The organism is Streptomyces sp. MAR4 CNX-425 (genome assembly GCF_048656465.1).
Classification (GTDB): domain Bacteria; phylum Actinomycetota; class Actinomycetes; order Streptomycetales; family Streptomycetaceae; genus Streptomyces.
In genome coordinates this window covers 660,078-676,352 of record NZ_JBMDLF010000003.1, presented here as the reverse complement: position 1 = coordinate 676,352, position 16,275 = coordinate 660,078, and the positions used below count along the sequence as shown (strand labels likewise).

Sequence of the window (16,275 nt, the reverse complement as noted above, 5' to 3'; positions counted from 1 at the left end):
TTGCCCCCCTCCATGCCGTAGTTGTTCCTGAGGGCCGCCGAGTTGCCGCCCCGCCGCCGTTCGCCGCGCGGGCACCGGCGGAATGAGCGAACGGAACGTGTCGCAGATGGCCCGCGGATGAACACTCGCCGGACGTTTCCGGCAGCCCTGGCCGCTGTCCGTACCGGCTCCCCACCCTGGTCTCCTCCCAACAACCGCACGTCTCAAGGAGATTCGGGTGACCCGTCGGTGAGCGAACGGATCGAGCAGTGGATCGCGATTCTCAGCCTCGCGTTCCCCGTTCTGGCGTTCCTGTGGGAGTTCGCCGTCATCGGCCGCAAGCGCCTGGGCTACCGCGTCCAGATGGACACGCTCGCCGCCGACGCCGCCAACAAGCCGTACGCCGGCGTGCTCGGGGACATGCAGCACGACGGGCACCAGCTCAAGGACCCGTCCTTCGTCCTCCTGCGCGTCGAGAACGCCGGCTCGGTGAAGATCGTCTCGGACGACTACCTCGCCGACCCCGCCGACCACCACGGCATCAAGGTCACCTTCCGGAACCGCCGGGTCACGGCCGTGGTCCTCACCGACCCGAGCGACGACTTCCTGCGCGACTTCTTCTTCGAGGTACGGACCGAGGGCGACACCGTGCGCGAGGTCGTCGCCAAACCCGGCTTCCGCCGCCACAACGACGCGTCGGACCGCACCGGCACCATCCAGCTGCCGAAGGTCACGCTGCCGCGCGGCGCCGAGTACAAGGTGCTCGTCGTGCTGGAGCGCTGGCCCGACGACGAGGGCCGCGACCGCTTCCCGCCCCCGGTCGTCCAGGGCACCGACGGGCTGCACCGCTGGTACGACCCGCTGGCGCGGTTCCTGCGGCTGCGGGCGACCCGGACCGAGAGCCACGTCTTCGCGTCGCGGCCCGCCTGGTGGGCCATCTGGATCCTGATCGCGGCCGTCGTCGTGCAGGCCGGGTTCACGCTCTTCCTCCGCGACGAGCGCCGGCCGCCGCTGGGCTGCGTCGGCGGCACGCTGTACCTGCACGGCTCCACCGCCTTCGAGCCTGCCGTACGGGCCGCCGCCGCCGACTACACCGCCCGCTGCGAGGGGGCGGACGTGACGATTCCGCTGGCGGAGGACACGTTCCGGGGCAGCACCGACGGGGTCACCGAGCTGGACGAGGCCGGTACGGACGCGGGGATCCCGGTCGGCGAGGGGCTCGGCGACCATCTGGCCTTCACCGACGGCCTCGCCGCCGACGGCCACCCCCGGCTGATCCCGCGGCCCGTCGCCTTCTCGGTGTTCACGCTGGTCGTCAACGAGGGCGCGGGCGTGGAGAACCTGAGCCGGGCGCAGATACGCGACCTCTTCGCCGGCCGCGTCGAGAACTGGTCGGACCTCGGCGGCAACGACGTCCCCGTCCACCTCGTCAACCGCGAGCCCGGCTCGGGCACCCGCGGCACCCTGGTCGCCAAGGTGCTGGACGGCCAGGAGCCGCCGCAGTTCACCGAGACCGACTGCGCCGCCCTGTCCGCGCGCCGGTACGGCCGCTGCGAGGTCAGCGGTACGGACGCGATGCTGGACGCGGTCGCCGCCGGCCCCGGCGCCGTCGGCTACAGCGAGGCCGCCCGGGTCGGCGGCCACCCGGACGCGGGGCGGCTCGTCAAGCTGCGGATGGACGGCAGGGAGCCGACGCCGGCGGCGGTCGAGGACGCCAACTACCCGTACTGGCAGACGGAGTTCGCGTACACCTTCGGCGATCCGCCGGCGGGGTCGATAGCCGCGGCGTTCCTGAACTACCTCACCCGGCAGGCCGGGCGCGACATCCTGCACGACAAGGGGCACGGCCTGTGCTCCGAGACGCGGAACACGGGGGAGTGCCGGCCCGGCTGAGGCGCGGATACCGGGACATCCGCCGGCCACGGATGCCCCTCGTCACCGCGGACGACGCGGGAGGGGCCGCCCTCCGGCGGTCAGCGTCGGGGGGTGCGGAGGTGGATGCGTTCGCCCTGCTTTCCGAAGAGGCTGAGCACCTCGACGCTGCCGCGCCCGGCGGCGCCGAACCAGTGCGGAACATGGCAGTCGAACTCGGCCGCCTCGCCGGCTCCCATGACGAAGTCGCGGTCGCCCAGTTTCACGCGGAGCCGCCCGCGGAGCACGTAGAGCCATTCATAGCCCGCGTGGGTCCGCAGGTGGGGCTCTTCGTCGTGCGCGGGGATGGTCATCTTGTACGCGCGCGGTTCGCCCTGCTGCCGCGACAGCGGGATCAGCACGCGGCCGTCCTTCCCGGTGGGCTCCTGCGGCACGCGGGGGTCGAGTACCCGGGGCGCGGCGACGATCTCGTCGATGCGGATGCCGAGCGCCGCGGTGATCGGCACGAGCAGTTCGAGGCTGGGTTTGCGCTGGGCCGACTCCAGCCGGGACAGCGTGCTGGTCGAGATGCCGGTGGCGCGCGCCAGGGCGGCGAGGCTGACGCCCTTCTGCCGGCGGGCGTGCCGCAGTCGGGGAGCGACCTGCTCGATCGCGGCGCTGACGGTCGGCTGCTGGTCCATGGGAGGCAGTCAACGGATGCGTCCCGGAACCGGCAACATTCTTTGCTGTTTTCTCCCGGGTGTCCCGATCCTCTCGGTGGAGGTGATCCGCATGGACACGATGGAGACGACCCGGAGCAGCCGCTCCGACAGGCTGCCCGCGGGGGTGTACCTGCTGGGATTCAGCCTGTTCGCGATGGGAAGCGCGGAGTTCCTGCTGGCCGGCGTGCTGCCGGCGGTGGCCGACGACCTGGACGTCACCCTCTCCTCCGCCGGGTTCCTGATCACCGCGTTCGCGCTCGGCGTCGTCCTCGGCGGGCCGCCGTTCGCCGTGCTCAGCCTGCGCTGGCCCCGCCGCACCGCGCTGATGGCCACCCAGGGCGTGTTCGCCGCCTCCGTCGCCGTCGGGCTGCTGGGCGACTACCCGGTGCTGCTGGCCACCCGGGTGGTCTCGGGCATCGCCTACGCGGGCTTCTTCGCCGTCGCGTCGGTGACCGCGATCGGCCTGGTGACGCCGGACCGCAACGCCCGCGCCTCCGGGGTCGTGGTCAGCGGTCTCAGCGTGGCCATGGTCGCCGGCGGTCCCGCGGGCACGCTCCTCAGCCACTTCACCGACTGGCGCGGCGGCTTCTGGGCGGTGGTGGCCCTGACGGTGGCGGGGATCCTCGGCTGCCTCCTCGGCCTCCCCGGGGCCGACCCGCACGCCGACCGCACCACCGCGCCGAGCGTGTCGCGGGAGTTCGCCACGATGCGGAAACCGGCGCTGTGGGGCATCTACGCGATCACGATCCTGACCACCGCGGCGTACATGATCACGTTCAACTACCTGGCGGCCATGCTCGACGACATCACCGCCCTCCCCGAGGCGTGGATACCGGCAATCCTCGCGCTCTTCGGGGCCGGCGCCTTCGTCGGCCTGTCCATCGGCGGCCGCGTCTCCGACCGGCGCCCGCACCTCGCGCTCCTGACCGGCGCGTCGGCGACCGTGCTGCTGTCGCTCGTGATGCTCGCCGCGATCCACGAGGTGTGGGCGGTGGTGCCCACGGTCCTCCTGATGGGCATCGCCGCGTTCGTACTGAACCCGGCCCTCTACGGCCGCGTCTTCACCATCGCGGCCGCCGCCCCGACCCTCGCCGGGGCCACCACGGTGTCGGCCTTCCAGCTGGGCATCAGCATCACCCCCGTCCTCGCGGCGATCTCGCTCACGCACGGGGCCGCGCTCACGTCGGTCTGCCTGATCGGAGCCGCCCTGGCGGCGGCCGCGGTCCCCCTCATCCTCCTCGACCGGCCCCGCCAGCCCCGCTGAAAGCCGTACGGCGACGGGCGGGGCGGAAGGGGTCACTCCCCATCTGTTGGGAATCGGGCGAGGCGCGGGCAACCTAGCCACTTTGCCGGGCAATCACCAGGCGGAGGAACCCGCCGGCGGCGCGGTCGGTCGCGGGCCCCGTGGCGCGATCTGTGGGGTGCGTGTCGTGGACGCCATGACGCCGGATCCCCGAGGGTGGAGGGGTGAAGGAGCGGAGCGTTGTTTTCGTGATCTTCGAGGGGTTCCAGCCTCTCGACCTCGTCGGCCCGCACGAGGTGTTCCAGCACGCCGGGCAGCTGGCCGGCGGCTACCGCCTCCGGGTGGTGGCGCCCCGTTCCGGGCCGGTGGCGGCGGGGAGCGGGCTGCCGGTCCACGCCGGGTACGGGGTGGACGAGGTGGCTCCCGAGGACGTGGACACGCTGGTCGTGGCCGGCGGCGGCGGAGTCGACCGGGCGCGCCTCGATCCGCGGCTGACCGGGTGGGTCCGGGACGCGGGGGCGTGTGCCCGCCGCGTCACCTCGGTGTGCAGCGGGGTGTTCCTCCTGGCCGCCGCCGGGCTCCTCGACGGGCGGAGGGTCACGACCCACTGGGCCCGTGAGCGGCAGCTCGTCGGGGAGCATCCGGAGGTCGAGGTCGACTGCGAGCCCGTTTTCATCCGGGACGGGCACGTCTGGACGTCGGCCGGCGTCACCGCCGGAATGGATCTCGCCCTCGCGCTCGTCGAGGACGATCTCGGGCGGGACGTCGCCCACGCCGTCGCCCGCGAGATGGTCATGTTCCTGCGCAGGCCCGGCGGCCAGTCCCAGTTCAGCGTGGCGCTGTGGTCGAAGGAGCCCGCGACCGACCCGATCCGGGCCGCGGTGTCGGCGATCCACGCCGACCCCGGCGCCCGGCACGGCATCGCCGAGCTGGCGCACTGCGCGCGGCTGAGCCCGCGTCACCTCCAGCGCCGGTTCACCACCGAACTGGGCACGCCGCCCGCCTCGTACGTGGAGCGGGTACGGGTCGAGGCCGCCCAGCGCGCGCTCGCGGAGGGCGACGACCCGGTCGAGGCCGTCGCGCGGCGGTGCGGGTTCAACACCGCCGAGACGCTGCGCCGCACCTTCCACCGCCATCTCGGCATCGCGCCCTCCGACTACCGGGCGCGGTTCCGGTCCACCAACGACGCCCATGCGGCACGGCAACACGAACAGGAGCACGCGTGACCACCTACGGACTGCTGATCTTCGACGAGGCCGAGGAGCTGGACTTCGTCGGCCCCTGGGAGGTGTTCACCGCCTCGTCGATGCTGCGTGACCACGCCGACACCGCCGTCCTGATCGCCGAGCGGGAGGGGCCCGTACGCTGCAACAAGGGCATGCGCGTCCTGCCCGACCACACGCTCGACGACCACCCGCCCCTCGACGTGCTGCTGGTCCCCGGCGGGCGCGGGGCGCGCGAGGCGGAGCTGCGCAACCCGGTCGTCACCGGCTGGATCGCCAGGACCGCGGCGCAGGTCTCCTGGGCCGCCAGCGTGTGCACCGGCACGGCCCTCATGCACGCCGCCGGGCTCGCGCGCGGGCGGCGCGTCGCTACCCACTGGAGCTACGAGGACACGCTGGAGGCGCGCGGGGACGTCACCGTCGTCCGCGACGCCCGCTATGTCGTGGACGGCAACCTGCTCACCAGCCAGGGCGTGTCCGCCGGAATCGACAGCGCCCTGTGGTTGGTGGGCCACCTGCACGGGCCCGAGCACGCCCGCGCGGTGCGCCGGTACATCCAGTACGAGCCCGCGCCGCCCTACCTCGCCGACGAGCCCCTCGCCGGCCGGGCGTAGAGCGGCCGCGCGACGTGCCGGGTCGGCCGCGTCTACGCATGTGCGAGGATTTTCGGTAGGCGGGCTTGCTTCTGCTGAGTCGTGGTGGGTATCTGCCTCGCGGGTGCGTTGCTACCATCGACGGCATGCACACGTACCGCATCGGCGACGCCGCCGCGCTCCTCGGGGTCAGCGCCGACACCGTCAGGCGCCTGGTCGACGCCGGGAAGCTGACCGCCGAGCGCGACGACGCGGGGCGGCGGATCATCCCCGGGGCGGGCCTCGCGGCGTACGCGCGCGAGATGCACCGGGCGGAGCGGGAGTCGACCGGGTCCTCCGCGCGCAACCGCTTCACCGGGATCGTCACCGACGTGCACCGGGGGGACGTCTCGGCGCAGGTGGAGATCCAGGCGGGGCCGTTCCGGGTGGTGTCCATGATCAGCAGGGAGTCGGCGGAGGAGCTGGGTCTGGAGCCGGGGGTGCCGGCGGTGGCCGTGATCAAGTCGACCAACGTGGTCGTCGAGAGGCCGTAGTGGAGGGCCGCCCCGTGCCGACCCGCTCCGCCCGCCGGGCCCGCCGGGCCCCCGGGGCCGTCGTGGCGGCCGTCGCCGCCGCCGGTCTGCTGGTCCTGAGCGCCTGCTCCGGCCCGGGCCCGGGATCCGGCTCGGGCGACGGCTCCGGTACGTCCGGCGGGGTGTCCGGTGAGGTCACCGTCTTCGCCGCCGCCTCGCTCACCGAGAGCTTCGAGAAGCTGGGCGAACGCTTCGAGGAGAAGCACCCCGGGACGCACGTGACGTTCAGCTTCGCCGGCAGCGACGCCCTCGCCGCGAGCATCACCGGCGGCGCCCCCGCCGACGTCTTCGCCTCCGCCAGCCCCGCCACGATGGACATCGTCACCGACGCCGGCGCCGCCGCCGGCACCCCCGCCACCTTCGTACGGAACCGGCTGGAGATCGCCGTCCCGCCCGGCAACCCGGACGGGATCGCCTCGCTCCGCGACCTCACCGACCCCGGCCTGAAGGTCGTGCTCTGCGACGAGGCGGTGCCCTGCGGCGCCGCCGCGCGGAAGGCGCTGGACGCCGGCGGGCTGGACCTCACCCCCGTGTCGTACGAGGAGGACGTCAAGTCCGCCCTCAACAAGGTGGTGCTGAAGGAGGCCGACGCCGCCGTCGTCTACGGGACCGACGTGCGCGCCGCGGACGGCAAGGTGGCGGGCGTCGGGTTCCCCGAGGCGGCCGACGCGCTCAACGACTACCCGGTCACGCTGCTCCGCCAGGCGCCGAACGCCGCCGCGGGCCGGGCGTTCGTCGAGCTGGTGCGGTCCGCGGAGGGGCGGAAGGTGCTGGGCGAGGCCGGGTTCCTCGCGCCGTGACGCCCCCTTCCGCGACGGACAAGGGCGCCGCGCCGCCGGCCGGGCCCCGCCGCCCCCGTCCCCGCCCGCGCGCGGGCGTGCCGCTGCCGCTCCTCGTACCCGCCCTGCTCGGCCTGGCGTTCCTCGTCCTGCCCCTGCTCGCCCTGCTGCTCCGCGCCCCGTGGAGCGGCATGCCCGAGTTGCTGACCAGCGCCGAGGTCTGGCAGGCGCTCCGCCTGTCGCTGCTCTGCGCGACCGCCGCGACCGCCCTCAGCCTGGTCGTCGGGGTGCCGCTGGCGTGGCTGCTGGCGCGGGTCGAGTTCCGGGGGCGGGGTCTCGTACGGGCCCTGGTGACGCTGCCGCTGGTGCTGCCGCCGGTGGTCGGGGGCGTGGCGCTGCTGATGGCGCTGGGGCGCAACGGGGTCGTGGGGCGGTGGCTGGACGACTGGTTCGGGGTCACGCTGCCGTTCACCACCGCGGGCGTGGTGGTCGCCGAGGCGTTCGTGGCGATGCCGTTCCTCGTCATCGCCGTCGAGGGCACGCTACGGGCCGCCGACCCCCGCTACGAGGAGGCCGCCGCCACCCTCGGCGCCGGGCGCTTCACCGCCTTCCGCCGCGTCACCCTGCCGCTCGTCGCGCCCGGCATCGCCGCCGGGGCGGTGCTGGCGTGGGCGCGGGCGCTGGGCGAGTTCGGCGCCACGATCACCTTCGCGGGCAACTTCCCGGGCCGTACGCAGACCATGCCGCTGTCCGTCTACCTCGCGCTGCAACGCGACCCGGAGGCGGCGATCGCGCTGAGCCTGGTGCTGCTGGCGGTGTCGGTGGCGGTGCTGGCGGGGCTGCGGGACCGCTGGATGACCTCCGCATGAGCGGCCCGGGAGGCGAGAGCGCGGGGCGGGACGCCGCGATGCCCGCCGCCGCGGGGCCCGGCTCCGGGCTCGACGCCCGGCTCGTCGTCGACCGCGGCACCTTCCGCCTCGACGTCGCGCTCACCGCCCGCCCCGGCGACGTCGTCGCGCTCCTCGGCCCCAACGGCGCCGGCAAGACCACCGCCCTGCGCGCCCTCGCCGGCCTCGTCCCGCTCACCGGCGGGCACCTGCGCCTCGACGCCGCCGAGCTGGACCGTACGCCGCCCGAGGACCGGCCGATCGGCGTCGTCTTCCAGGACTACCTGCTCTTCCCCCACCTCAGCGCCCTCGACAACGTCGCCTTCGGCCCGCGCTGCCGCGGCGCGAGCAAGGCCGCGGCCCGTGCCGAGGCCGCCGACTGGCTGGCGCGGATGGACCTCGCCGCGTACGCCGCCGCCAAGCCGCGGCGGCTCTCCGGCGGCCAGGCGCAGCGCGTCGCGCTCGCCCGCGCGCTGGCCACCCGGCCCCGGCTGCTGCTCCTCGACGAACCGCTGGCCGCCCTCGACGCCCGCACCCGCCTCGACGTGCGCGCCGGGCTCCGCCGCCACCTGGCCGACTTCGAGGCCGTCGCCGTGCTCGTCACCCACGACCCGCTCGACGCCATGGTCCTGGCCGACCACCTCGTCGTCATCGAGGACGGCCACCTCGTCCAGCAGGGCGCCCCCACCGACGTCGCCCGCCACCCGCGCACCGACTACATCGCCCACCTCGTCGGCCTCAACCTCTACCGCGGCCACGCCCGCGGCCACACCGTCGACCTCGCCGACGGACCCGCGATCACCACCGCCGACCACCTCACCGGCCCGGCGTACGTCGCCTTCCCGCCCAGCGCCGTCACCCTCCACCGGGACCGCCCCACCGGCTCCAGCGCCCGCAACCTCTGGCGCTGCGCCGTCGCCGGCCTGGAAACCCACGCCGACCAGATCCGCGCCGAACTCACCGGCGAACTCCCCCTGGCCGCCGACCTGACCACCACCGCCGCCGCCGAACTCGACCTGCACCCGGGGGCGACGGTCTGGGCGGCCGTCAAGGCGACCCAGACCCACGCCTACCCCGCCTGAACGACCGCGGCGTGGCCCGCCTGCCCGAGCGGGCCCGCCTGCTCCCGGCCGCCTACTCCTCGGTCTTCTGCCCCCCGGTCGGCTTCTTCCGGTTCAGCTTCGGCGCCTGCGCGGAACTCGCCGCCTCCGCCGCCTCCGCCTTGGCCTCGTTCACCGCCGCGTCGGCCTCCTTCGCCGCCTCGACGGCCGCCGCCACCGCGTCGAGCGCGGGCGGCCCGCCCGCCTCCAGCTCCGGCGTCCCGCCCTCGCCGCCCTCGGCCGGCTCCTCGTCGGCCTCCGGCGCCGTCGCCGGCGCGGACGGCGGCAGGCTCGCGGCCGACTTGTCGCCGAACGCGGTGGTGACGGTGCGTACCGCCTCGGTCAGCTCGCCGGGGATCACCCAGAAGGTGTTGTTGTCGCTGTTCGCCAGGTGCGGCAGCGTCTCCAGGTACTTGTACGCCAGCACCTTCGCGTCCGCGTTGTTGCGGTGGACGGCCTGGAACACGCGCTCCACGGCCTGCGCCTCGCCGTCCGCCCGCAGGATCATGGCCTGCTGGGTGCCCTGGGCCTCCAGGATGTCGCTCTGCCTGGTGCCCTCGGCGGTGAGGATCTTGGCCTGCCGCTCACCCTCGGCGTGCAGGATGGCCGCGCGCTTGTCGCGCTCGGCCCGCATCTGCTTCTCCATCGCCTCCTTGATGCTGTGCGGCGGGTCGATGGCCTTGATCTCCACGCGGTTGACGCGGATGCCCCACTTGCCGGTGGCGTCGTCGAGGACGGTACGGAGCCGGGCGTTGATCTCCTCGCGGGAGGTGAGCGTCTCCTCCAGGTCCATGCCGCCGATGACGTTCCGGAGGGTGGTGACGGTGAGCTGGTCGATGGCCTGGAGGTAGTCGGAGACCTCGTACGCCGCCGCCCGCGGGTCCGTGATCTGGTAGTAGAGCACGGTGTCGATGTTGACGACGAGGTTGTCCTCGGTGATCACCGGCTTGGGGTCGGACGAGTAGACCTGCTCGCGCACGTCCAGCTTGGTGTTGATGCGGTCCGCGACCGGCACGACGAAGTTCAGGCCGGGCTGGAGCGTCCGGCGGTAGCGGCCGAACCGCTCGATGTTGTAGCGGCGCGCCTGTGGCACCACCCGCACGCTGGAGGCCACGAGAAAGACGACGACCAGCGCCGCCACGAGAATCGGGATGACAACCGGGTCCACACTTCCTCCGATGGCTGTGCGTTCAGCGGTTCAGCGGTGTTGCGGTTCAGCGGGTCAGGGGAGCAGCTCGCGGGGGTACACGACGGCGGTGGCGCCCTCGATCTCCATGACCTCCACCAGGGCGCCCACCGGGATGACGGCGGTCTCGTCGAGGGCCCGCGCGGACCACTCCTCGCCGGAGAGCTTGATCAGGCCGCGGGTGGCGGTGACCTCCTGCACGACCTCGGCGCGCTTGCCGAGCAGCGCGTCGCTGCCCTCACGGCTGAGCGGTGTCTGCGCCATGTGCCTGAGCGCGAGGGGACGTACGACGGCAAACCCGGCGGCGGTGGCCGCCCCGAGGGCGACGAACTGCCCGAGCGCGCCGACGCCCACCCCGGCCACCACGGCGGCCACCAGCGCGGCGCCGGCGAGGAGGCCGAAGACCAGCGTCATCGTGAAGAACTCGGCGGCACCGAGTGCCGCGGCGGCGAGGAGCCAGACGATCCACGGCATCGCATCAGCCTCCCTTCCGGGGACTACCCCCCAAGCTACATCCCGGGAATGCCGGACAGAACAGACGTGCGTGTCGCGTCCGTGGGAGAGCGGGGGTTTCGGGGGGCGGGGCGGTGGGTGCGGGGTCGGGTTGGGGTGTTTTCGCGTCCCGCGGGGGGCGGAGGGTGGAGGGGCCGTGGGCCGGTTGGCGGGTGTCGGGGGTGTGCCGGACAGGACGTACGTGCGTGTCGCGTCCGTGGGGGAGCGGGGGTTTCGGGGGCTGTGGCGGTGGGTGCGGGGTCGGGTTGGGGTGGTTTTCGCGTCCGTGGGGTGGGCTCAGGGGGCGGGGTCGGGCAGCAGGCGGGGTACCGCGCGGACGTAGACCACCATCCCGACCACTTCGACCAGCGTCTGCGCGACCACCACCACCGACGCCGCGGCCAGCCGGTCCGGCAGCGCCAGGGCCAGCGGCAGGACCACCAGGGAGTTGCGGGTCGCGCCGGTGAAGACGATCGCGCGGCCGTCCGGCGCGTCGAGGCGGAACAGCCGCGCGACGGCGAGGCCGGCGACGGCCATCACGGCGAGGAAGAGCACGTAGAACGGCACCACGCGGGCCACGTCCCCGAGGCTGTCGCCGTCGTCCAGCTTCGGCACCTGGGACGCCACGACCGTCGCCAGTGTCGCGGCCATCAGCGGCACCATCGCGGTCCCCACCGCGTCGGCGGCCTGCCGCCCGGTCCGGCGGCGGGCGGCCCACGCCTGGGTGAGCCAGGCGAGGGCGAGCGGGAGGGCGATGAGGAACGCGAACGCCTCGGCGAACGGCCCGGCCTCGACGACGTCGGCGAGGTCGGAGCCCAGGAAGAGGTAGAGGTAGCCGGGGAGGAGGACCAGCTGCGCGATCAGCAGCAGGGGGGTGGCGGCGAGGAGCCGGTGGTTGCTGCCCCCGGCGAGGCCGCTGAAGACGATGACGTAGTCGACGCAGGGGGTGAGCAGGACCAGCAGGACGCCCATGCGGACGGCCTGCTCGTCCGGCAGGAAGGCGAACATCGCCGCGACCACCGCCGGGACGACGACGAAGTTGACGGCCAGCGCCGCCGCCAGGAACCGGCCGGCGCGCAGCGAGCGGAGCAGCCGGGCCGCCGGCACCTGGAGGAACGTCACGTACAGCAGGGCGGCGAGGACGGGGTTGATGGCGTGTTCCAGCCCCGGCCCGGCGCCGGGCGCCGCCAGGCCGACGAGGGCACCGGTGGCCAGGGCGCCGAGGTAGACGGCGACCTGGTGCCGCTCCATGGCCGCGACCGGGCCGGTTGACTGCGACACACGGGCTCCTTGCGGGTGGTGCGGCGGCAGGTGCGGGACGGGGACGTGACGGTACGGGGACGGGCGGGTGGCCGGCGTCTCCCCGTGCCCCGACCGTAACCGGCCGGGGCGCGCCACCCCGCCCTCCCGCCGCCCCCGCCGACCGGATGCCCCGCTGTGCCGCCGCACCCGGGCGGGCTACGATGCGCGGCGATGACCAGGCCACGCAGGGGATGGGGCGGCGCGACGCGCGCCCGCCCGCGCGTGCGCGTGCTCGGCTGCGTTCTCGCCCTCGTCGGGCTTCTCGCCGGGGCGGTGGCCTGCGCGGACGGCGGCGGGGGCGGCGACGCCCCGGGGCACGCCCTGGTTCTGCGAGCTGACGGCCCGCGCGCCGACATCCTGGACGGTCTGGACGGTCTACGGGCGGCCGGAGCCCGGTCCGAGGCGCGGCCGGCGGCGGACGCGGGAGACACGGGAGACGCGGCGGACGCCCCGGACGCCTCCGGCGCACCCGACTCCGCCCCCCGCTCCGCCGTCCCGCTCCCCGTGAACTGCTCCACCGCCCACACCCCCGACGCCCCCGTGGGCGACTGCCCCGCCGCCTCCGAACGCGCCACCGCCACCCCCCTGTTCGGACCCGGCCCCGGGCCCGCCCCCGCCAGCCCGGCGCACGCCGCGCAGCCGGCGGGTGCCGTCGACGGCGGCGTCGGCCCGCCCGCGCCGAGCGCGGTGGGCTCGCCCTGCCTGCACGAATTGCAGGTCCAGCGGACCTAGGACGGGGCGGCGCGCGCGTCCCCGAACGGCCGCCCCGCCCACCGCGCGGCGGCACGCGCGCGCGGCGTACCGCGGTACGCCCGTACCTCCGTCGTCTCCGTCCACGTTCACAACCGCCCCGCCGCACCCGCGCGTACACGTCCGCGCCCGGCGGGGAGAAGGGTCCGTCATGGGTTCCGCCAAGTCCAAAGCCGCCGCCCGCCGCGCCCGCGCCGAGGAGCTGCGCCGCAAGGAAGCCGCCCGCGAGCGCCGCAACAAGCAGCTGACCTACCTCGCCGTCGCCGTCGTCGTGATAGCCACGGCGATCGGCGGCTACTTCATCGTCGACGCCGCCCAGGAGGAGGAGAAGGAGGCGGCCAAGCCGCTGAAGGGCGAGCAGAGCTGGGACGACCTCGGCCGGGACCACGTCACCGAGGACGTCGACTACAAGATGACGCCTCCCGCCGGCGGCGACCACGACCCGACCTGGCAGAACTGCAACGGCGACGTCTACACCGAGCCGATACGCGACGAGAACGCCGTGCACGCGCTGGAGCACGGCACCGTCTGGGTCACGTACGCCGACGGCGCCAAGGACGCGGACGTCAAGAAGCTCACGGAGCGGGTGCAGAACACGCCGTACACGATGATCAGCCCGTACCCCGACCAGCCCGGCACCCTCACGCTCACCGCCTGGGGCAAGCAGCTGACGGTGAAGAAGGCGTCGGACCCCCGGGTGGAGAAGTTCTTCGAGAAGTACGTCCAGGGGCCGCAGACCCCCGAGCCGGGCGCCGCGTGCACCGGCGGGAAGGGCGCGTGACCGCCCTCCGGCCCGCTCTGCGGGGGCCGCTGGCGATGCTGGTGACCGCGCTCCTCGTCGGCGGCGGGTTCCTCGCCGTCCTCGTCACCGGCGGGGACGGCGGGGACGGCGAGGACGCCGCCGCCGTCCCCGGGAACGCCTCCGCGGACGCGGGCTTCGCCCGCGACATGGCCGTCCACCACCAGCAGGCCGTCGAGATGTCCCTCATCGTGCGGGACCGCACCGACGACGAGGACGTGCGCCGCCTGGCGTACGACATCCTCAACACCCAGGCCAACCAGCGCGGCATGCTGCTCGGCTGGCTGGACATGTGGAAGCTGCCGAAGACGACGGCGGAGCCGCCGATGTCCTGGATGGGCCACGACATGTCCTTCGAGCCGCACGACGGTGCCCTGATGCCGGGCATGGCGACGAACACCCAGCTCGACCGGCTGCGCCGGGAGACGGGCGAGGACGCCGAGGTGCTGTTCCTCACGCTGATGACCGAGCACCACCGGGGCGGCGTGACGATGTCGCGGATGGCCGAGAGTGCGGCCGGGACGCCGGCGGTGCGGCGGCTGGCGAAGACGATGACGCTCGGGCAGCGGTCGGAGATCAAGCTGATGAAGGGCATGATCGACGAGCGGGGCGGCACGGCGAAGCCGTAGGACGGCGGGCGCGGGCCGCCCGTCAGGGGGCGGCGAGGGCCTCGTCCAGGGCGGCGGCGAAGTGCTCGTACGACCGGGGGCTGGAGATCTTCTCGCCGTCGAGGAAGAAGGTCGGGGTGCCCTGGACGCCGAGGGCGAGCCCGTCGCGCTGGTCGGTGCGGACGCGGTCGGCGGTGCGGGGGGCGGCGAGGTCGCGGTCGAAGCGGGCCAGGTCCAGGCCCAGGTCGCGGGCGAAGCCGCGGAAGACCTCCTTCTTCGACCCCCGCGCCCCGCCCCACTCCGCCTGGGTCTCGAAGAGCTTGCCGTACATCTCCTCGAACTTGCCCTGGCGGGCGGCGGCCTCCGCGGTGCGGGCGGCGAGTTCGCCGTTGCGGTGGCCGGGCATGGGGAAGTAGCGGGCGACGAAGGTGACGCGGTCGCCGTAGCGGTCGCGGAGCTTCTCGACGGCCGGGTAGTAGGCGCCGCACGCCTCGCACTCGAAGTCGAGGAACTCCACGAGGGTCACCTCGCTGTCGGCGGGCGCGGTCAGGCGGTGGCTGTCGGCGCGTACGACGCGGGGGTCGGCGGCGGGCGTGGCGTCGGTGGGGGAGTCGTCGTCGGGGAGGAAGGCGGCGGCGAAGGCGAACACCGCGAGGAAGGCGGCGGCGACGACGGCGGCGGCGTAGAGGTGCTTCCTCTTGCGCGCGGTCTGGGGGCGGGACTGGTTTTCGGGCATCGGTTCCTCGCTGGGGTGCGGGCGGTGGCGGTACGTGCCGGAGGCACCCCCCGGCACCGGCCGCGCCGGGCCCGCGTCAGGAGGCGAGGGCGAAGCGGCCCGGGGCCGGGGGCCGGGCGGGGTGCGGGGCGTGCACCGGAGGGCCGCGCAGCGGCGGGCGCGCCGCGCCGCGGTGGCCGCGCGGCGGCGCGGCGGGGGCGGGGAGCGGCGGGTGGGGCGGTTCGTACGCGGTGAGCGCGCCCCGTACGCGCCGCCGCGCGCGGACGTACCCGCGCACCTCGGCGAGCAGCGCCCGCCCGCGCGCCAGCAGCGCGTCCGCCGCGCCGAGCAGGCGCGCGGAGATCAGCAGCGCGACGGCCTGGGCGCCGAGCAGCCCCCAGGGCGGCGCGGAGCCGTCAAGGGCGGCGAGGGCGCACAGCGGGTCGAGCGCGAGGTGCGCCCCGGCGAGGGCGGCGAGCCCGCCCCTGTCCGTACGCCGCTGCCGCCCCGCGGCCACCCACCCGACGACCGCCGCGACCGCGAAGAGCCCCAGGCAGCCCGGCGCCCGCACGGGCCCGGCGGGCAGCGCCGGGCCCAGCTGCGGGAGCAGCACGCAGCCGGCGGTGAGCGCCGGCGCGAGGAGCGTACGGGCTGTCACGGTCGCGTCCAGGGGTCGGCCGGCCGCCGACCGGATCCGGACGGCGGGCGTCACCGGCAGCCTAACGACCGCGCCCGGCCCCGCGGCCGGGCCCCCGCGGCCGGGACCGGGCCCCGGGCGGTGGCCGCCGCGCTGGCTGCGATGTGGCGGCGCGCGTCGGCGGCGGAGAGGAAACGGTCATGCGGCATGTACGTCGGCGACGGCAAGGCGATCCACGCCCCCCGCACGGGCAAGAACGTCGAGATCACCCCGCTCGACAGCATGCCGTACTACGCCGCCACCCGCCCCTGACACCCGCGCGCCGTGGACTCCGACCAGAGATGTCGTTGTCCACGTGGCCTGTCACCGGCGGTCCGCGGATTCCGGCGGACGAGGGCGCGGGCGGACTCCCCGCCTCGACGGCGGGCGGGATGGTGGCCTACGAGCGCCGGTGGGAACTCGCCCGCGTCCTGACCAGCGGCTCCACGAGGAGGACGACTCGGTCGGCCTCGGCATCGAAACCGAGCACCGGATGGCCGTCAACCTCCGCCCGCGGCAGCGGAAGCACCGTCTCGCCTTCGGAGTACCGGCACTGCCAGCCCCTTTCCGCGACAAGATCGAGGACCGCCTGCCAGTCCTCCACCGAGGCGCCAGGGACACGCACATCCGGCAGCGACCCCATCAGATCCGGGTCGAAGAAGCACTTCACGTCATCCCACGACAGCTCAGCCACACCGCCATGCTGCCCGCCCCCCGGGTGCAACGCAGAGCTGCCCCTTGGCCAAGAAGCCTGGGCCACCGGACGACAACGGAGATCGGAACCCACACCCCGCGCTC

At 74.6% G+C, this 16,275-nt stretch carries 18 protein-coding genes; 11 read left to right on the top strand and 7 right to left on the bottom strand.

Translation table 11 applies throughout. The annotated features are described in order from the left end of the window. The first annotated feature begins 228 nt into the window (after positions 1 to 228). Positions 229 to 1,872, top strand: a complete 1,644-nt coding sequence (locus ACHZ99_RS12730) for a PstS family phosphate ABC transporter substrate-binding protein (protein WP_420304583.1) — start codon at positions 229 to 231, stop codon at positions 1,870 to 1,872. 80 nt (positions 1,873 to 1,952) lie between these two features. On the opposite strand, the gene ACHZ99_RS12725 is transcribed toward ACHZ99_RS12730, so the two are convergent. Beyond that, entirely contained in the window at positions 1,953 to 2,531 is a 579-nt protein-coding gene (locus tag ACHZ99_RS12725) for a helix-turn-helix domain-containing protein (protein WP_420304582.1), read from the bottom strand. Between the two features lie 91 nt (positions 2,532 to 2,622). Between ACHZ99_RS12725 and ACHZ99_RS12720 the strand changes: the two genes are divergently transcribed. The 7 genes from ACHZ99_RS12720 (at position 2,623) to ACHZ99_RS12690 (ending at position 8,931) form a co-directional block, all read left to right on the top strand. Then, the gene (locus ACHZ99_RS12720) at positions 2,623 to 3,816 is read left to right on the top strand and encodes an MFS transporter (RefSeq protein ID WP_420304581.1); all 1,194 of its coding nucleotides are present in this window, start codon (positions 2,623 to 2,625) and stop codon (positions 3,814 to 3,816) included. Between the two features lie 203 nt (positions 3,817 to 4,019). Then, positions 4,020 to 5,021 (top strand): GlxA family transcriptional regulator, encoded by a 1,002-nt coding sequence (locus ACHZ99_RS12715; protein WP_420304580.1) that lies wholly within the window; start codon positions 4,020 to 4,022, stop codon positions 5,019 to 5,021. After that, a complete protein-coding gene (locus ACHZ99_RS12710) occupies positions 5,018 to 5,632 on the top strand; it encodes a DJ-1/PfpI family protein (RefSeq protein ID WP_420304579.1) in 615 nt (204 codons plus the stop codon). The genes ACHZ99_RS12715 and ACHZ99_RS12710 overlap by 4 nt, the downstream gene beginning before the upstream one ends. A gap of 125 nt (positions 5,633 to 5,757) precedes the next feature. Further along, a complete protein-coding gene (locus tag ACHZ99_RS12705) occupies positions 5,758 to 6,144 on the top strand; it encodes a TOBE domain-containing protein (RefSeq protein ID WP_420304578.1) in 387 nt (128 codons plus the stop codon). Positions 6,145 to 6,158: 14 nt separating this feature from the next. Further along, positions 6,159 to 6,983 (top strand): molybdate ABC transporter substrate-binding protein, encoded by an 825-nt coding sequence (gene modA / locus ACHZ99_RS12700; RefSeq protein ID WP_420304577.1) that lies wholly within the window; start codon positions 6,159 to 6,161, stop codon positions 6,981 to 6,983. Next, on the top strand, positions 6,980 to 7,831 hold the full coding sequence (locus ACHZ99_RS12695; protein WP_420304576.1) for an ABC transporter permease: 852 nt from the start codon (positions 6,980 to 6,982) through the stop codon (positions 7,829 to 7,831). The genes modA and ACHZ99_RS12695 overlap by 4 nt, the downstream gene beginning before the upstream one ends. 38 nt (positions 7,832 to 7,869) lie before the next feature. Beyond that, complete coding sequence (locus ACHZ99_RS12690) at positions 7,870 to 8,931, top strand: ABC transporter ATP-binding protein (RefSeq protein WP_420304705.1); 1,062 nt, start codon at positions 7,870 to 7,872, stop codon at positions 8,929 to 8,931. 52 nt (positions 8,932 to 8,983) lie between these two features. On the opposite strand, the gene ACHZ99_RS12685 is transcribed toward ACHZ99_RS12690, so the two are convergent. The 3 genes from ACHZ99_RS12685 to ACHZ99_RS12675 all read right to left on the bottom strand — a co-directional run bounded on the left by ACHZ99_RS12685 (position 8,984) and on the right by ACHZ99_RS12675 (position 11,878). Continuing rightward, positions 8,984 to 10,117, bottom strand: a complete 1,134-nt coding sequence (locus tag ACHZ99_RS12685) for an SPFH domain-containing protein (protein ID WP_420304575.1) — start codon at positions 10,115 to 10,117, stop codon at positions 8,984 to 8,986. Between the two features lie 54 nt (positions 10,118 to 10,171). After that, a complete protein-coding gene (locus ACHZ99_RS12680) occupies positions 10,172 to 10,609 on the bottom strand; it encodes an NfeD family protein (RefSeq protein ID WP_420304574.1) in 438 nt (145 codons plus the stop codon). A 315-nt stretch (positions 10,610 to 10,924) separates the two neighbouring features. After that, a complete protein-coding gene (locus tag ACHZ99_RS12675; protein WP_420304704.1) occupies positions 10,925 to 11,878 on the bottom strand; it encodes an arsenic resistance protein in 954 nt (317 codons plus the stop codon). A 222-nt stretch (positions 11,879 to 12,100) separates the two neighbouring features. Here ACHZ99_RS12675 and ACHZ99_RS12670 point away from each other — a divergent pair, with 222 nt between their 5' ends. The 3 genes from ACHZ99_RS12670 (at position 12,101) to ACHZ99_RS12660 (ending at position 14,107) form a co-directional block, all read left to right on the top strand. Continuing rightward, positions 12,101 to 12,661, top strand: a complete 561-nt coding sequence (locus ACHZ99_RS12670; protein WP_420304573.1) for a hypothetical protein — start codon at positions 12,101 to 12,103, stop codon at positions 12,659 to 12,661. Between the two features lie 169 nt (positions 12,662 to 12,830). Further along, positions 12,831 to 13,460 carry a DUF3105 domain-containing protein gene (locus ACHZ99_RS12665; protein ID WP_420304572.1) on the top strand — a complete coding sequence of 210 codons (630 nt, stop codon included), beginning with the start codon at positions 12,831 to 12,833 and terminating at the stop codon, positions 13,458 to 13,460. A 35-nt stretch (positions 13,461 to 13,495) separates the two neighbouring features. Next, the gene (locus ACHZ99_RS12660; protein WP_420304703.1) at positions 13,496 to 14,107 is read left to right on the top strand and encodes a DUF305 domain-containing protein; all 612 of its coding nucleotides are present in this window, start codon (positions 13,496 to 13,498) and stop codon (positions 14,105 to 14,107) included. A gap of 22 nt (positions 14,108 to 14,129) precedes the next feature. On the opposite strand, the gene ACHZ99_RS12655 is transcribed toward ACHZ99_RS12660, so the two are convergent. The 3 genes from ACHZ99_RS12655 to ACHZ99_RS12645 all read right to left on the bottom strand — a co-directional run bounded on the left by ACHZ99_RS12655 (position 14,130) and on the right by ACHZ99_RS12645 (position 16,171). Then, positions 14,130 to 14,822, bottom strand: a complete 693-nt coding sequence (locus ACHZ99_RS12655) for a DsbA family protein (RefSeq protein ID WP_420304571.1) — start codon at positions 14,820 to 14,822, stop codon at positions 14,130 to 14,132. Between the two features lie 76 nt (positions 14,823 to 14,898). Then, a complete protein-coding gene (locus ACHZ99_RS12650; protein ID WP_420304570.1) occupies positions 14,899 to 15,459 on the bottom strand; it encodes a hypothetical protein in 561 nt (186 codons plus the stop codon). 418 nt (positions 15,460 to 15,877) lie between these two features. Continuing rightward, positions 15,878 to 16,171 carry a hypothetical protein gene (locus ACHZ99_RS12645; RefSeq protein WP_420304569.1) on the bottom strand — a complete coding sequence of 98 codons (294 nt, stop codon included), beginning with the start codon at positions 16,169 to 16,171 and terminating at the stop codon, positions 15,878 to 15,880. Positions 16,172 to 16,275 lie beyond the last annotated feature (104 nt).

Excerpts from the sequence above, each read along its gene's own strand:
- ACHZ99_RS12725 (WP_420304582.1), bottom strand. The coding sequence starts at position 2,531 with ATGGACCAGCAGCCGACCGTCAGCGCCGCGATCGAGCAGGTCGCTCCC.
- ACHZ99_RS12720 (WP_420304581.1), top strand. The coding sequence starts at position 2,623 with ATGGACACGATGGAGACGACCCGGAGCAGCCGCTCCGACAGGCTGCCC.
- ACHZ99_RS12705 (WP_420304578.1), top strand. The coding sequence starts at position 5,758 with ATGCACACGTACCGCATCGGCGACGCCGCCGCGCTCCTCGGGGTCAGC.
- ACHZ99_RS12690 (WP_420304705.1), top strand. The coding sequence starts at position 7,870 with ATGCCCGCCGCCGCGGGGCCCGGCTCCGGGCTCGACGCCCGGCTCGTC.
- ACHZ99_RS12680 (WP_420304574.1), bottom strand. The coding sequence starts at position 10,609 with ATGCCGTGGATCGTCTGGCTCCTCGCCGCCGCGGCACTCGGTGCCGCC.
- ACHZ99_RS12675 (WP_420304704.1), bottom strand. The coding sequence starts at position 11,878 with ATGGAGCGGCACCAGGTCGCCGTCTACCTCGGCGCCCTGGCCACCGGT.
- ACHZ99_RS12670 (WP_420304573.1), top strand. The coding sequence starts at position 12,101 with ATGACCAGGCCACGCAGGGGATGGGGCGGCGCGACGCGCGCCCGCCCG.
- ACHZ99_RS12665 (WP_420304572.1), top strand. The coding sequence starts at position 12,831 with ATGGGTTCCGCCAAGTCCAAAGCCGCCGCCCGCCGCGCCCGCGCCGAG.
- ACHZ99_RS12660 (WP_420304703.1), top strand. The coding sequence starts at position 13,496 with ATGCTGGTGACCGCGCTCCTCGTCGGCGGCGGGTTCCTCGCCGTCCTC.
- ACHZ99_RS12655 (WP_420304571.1), bottom strand. The coding sequence starts at position 14,822 with ATGCCCGAAAACCAGTCCCGCCCCCAGACCGCGCGCAAGAGGAAGCAC.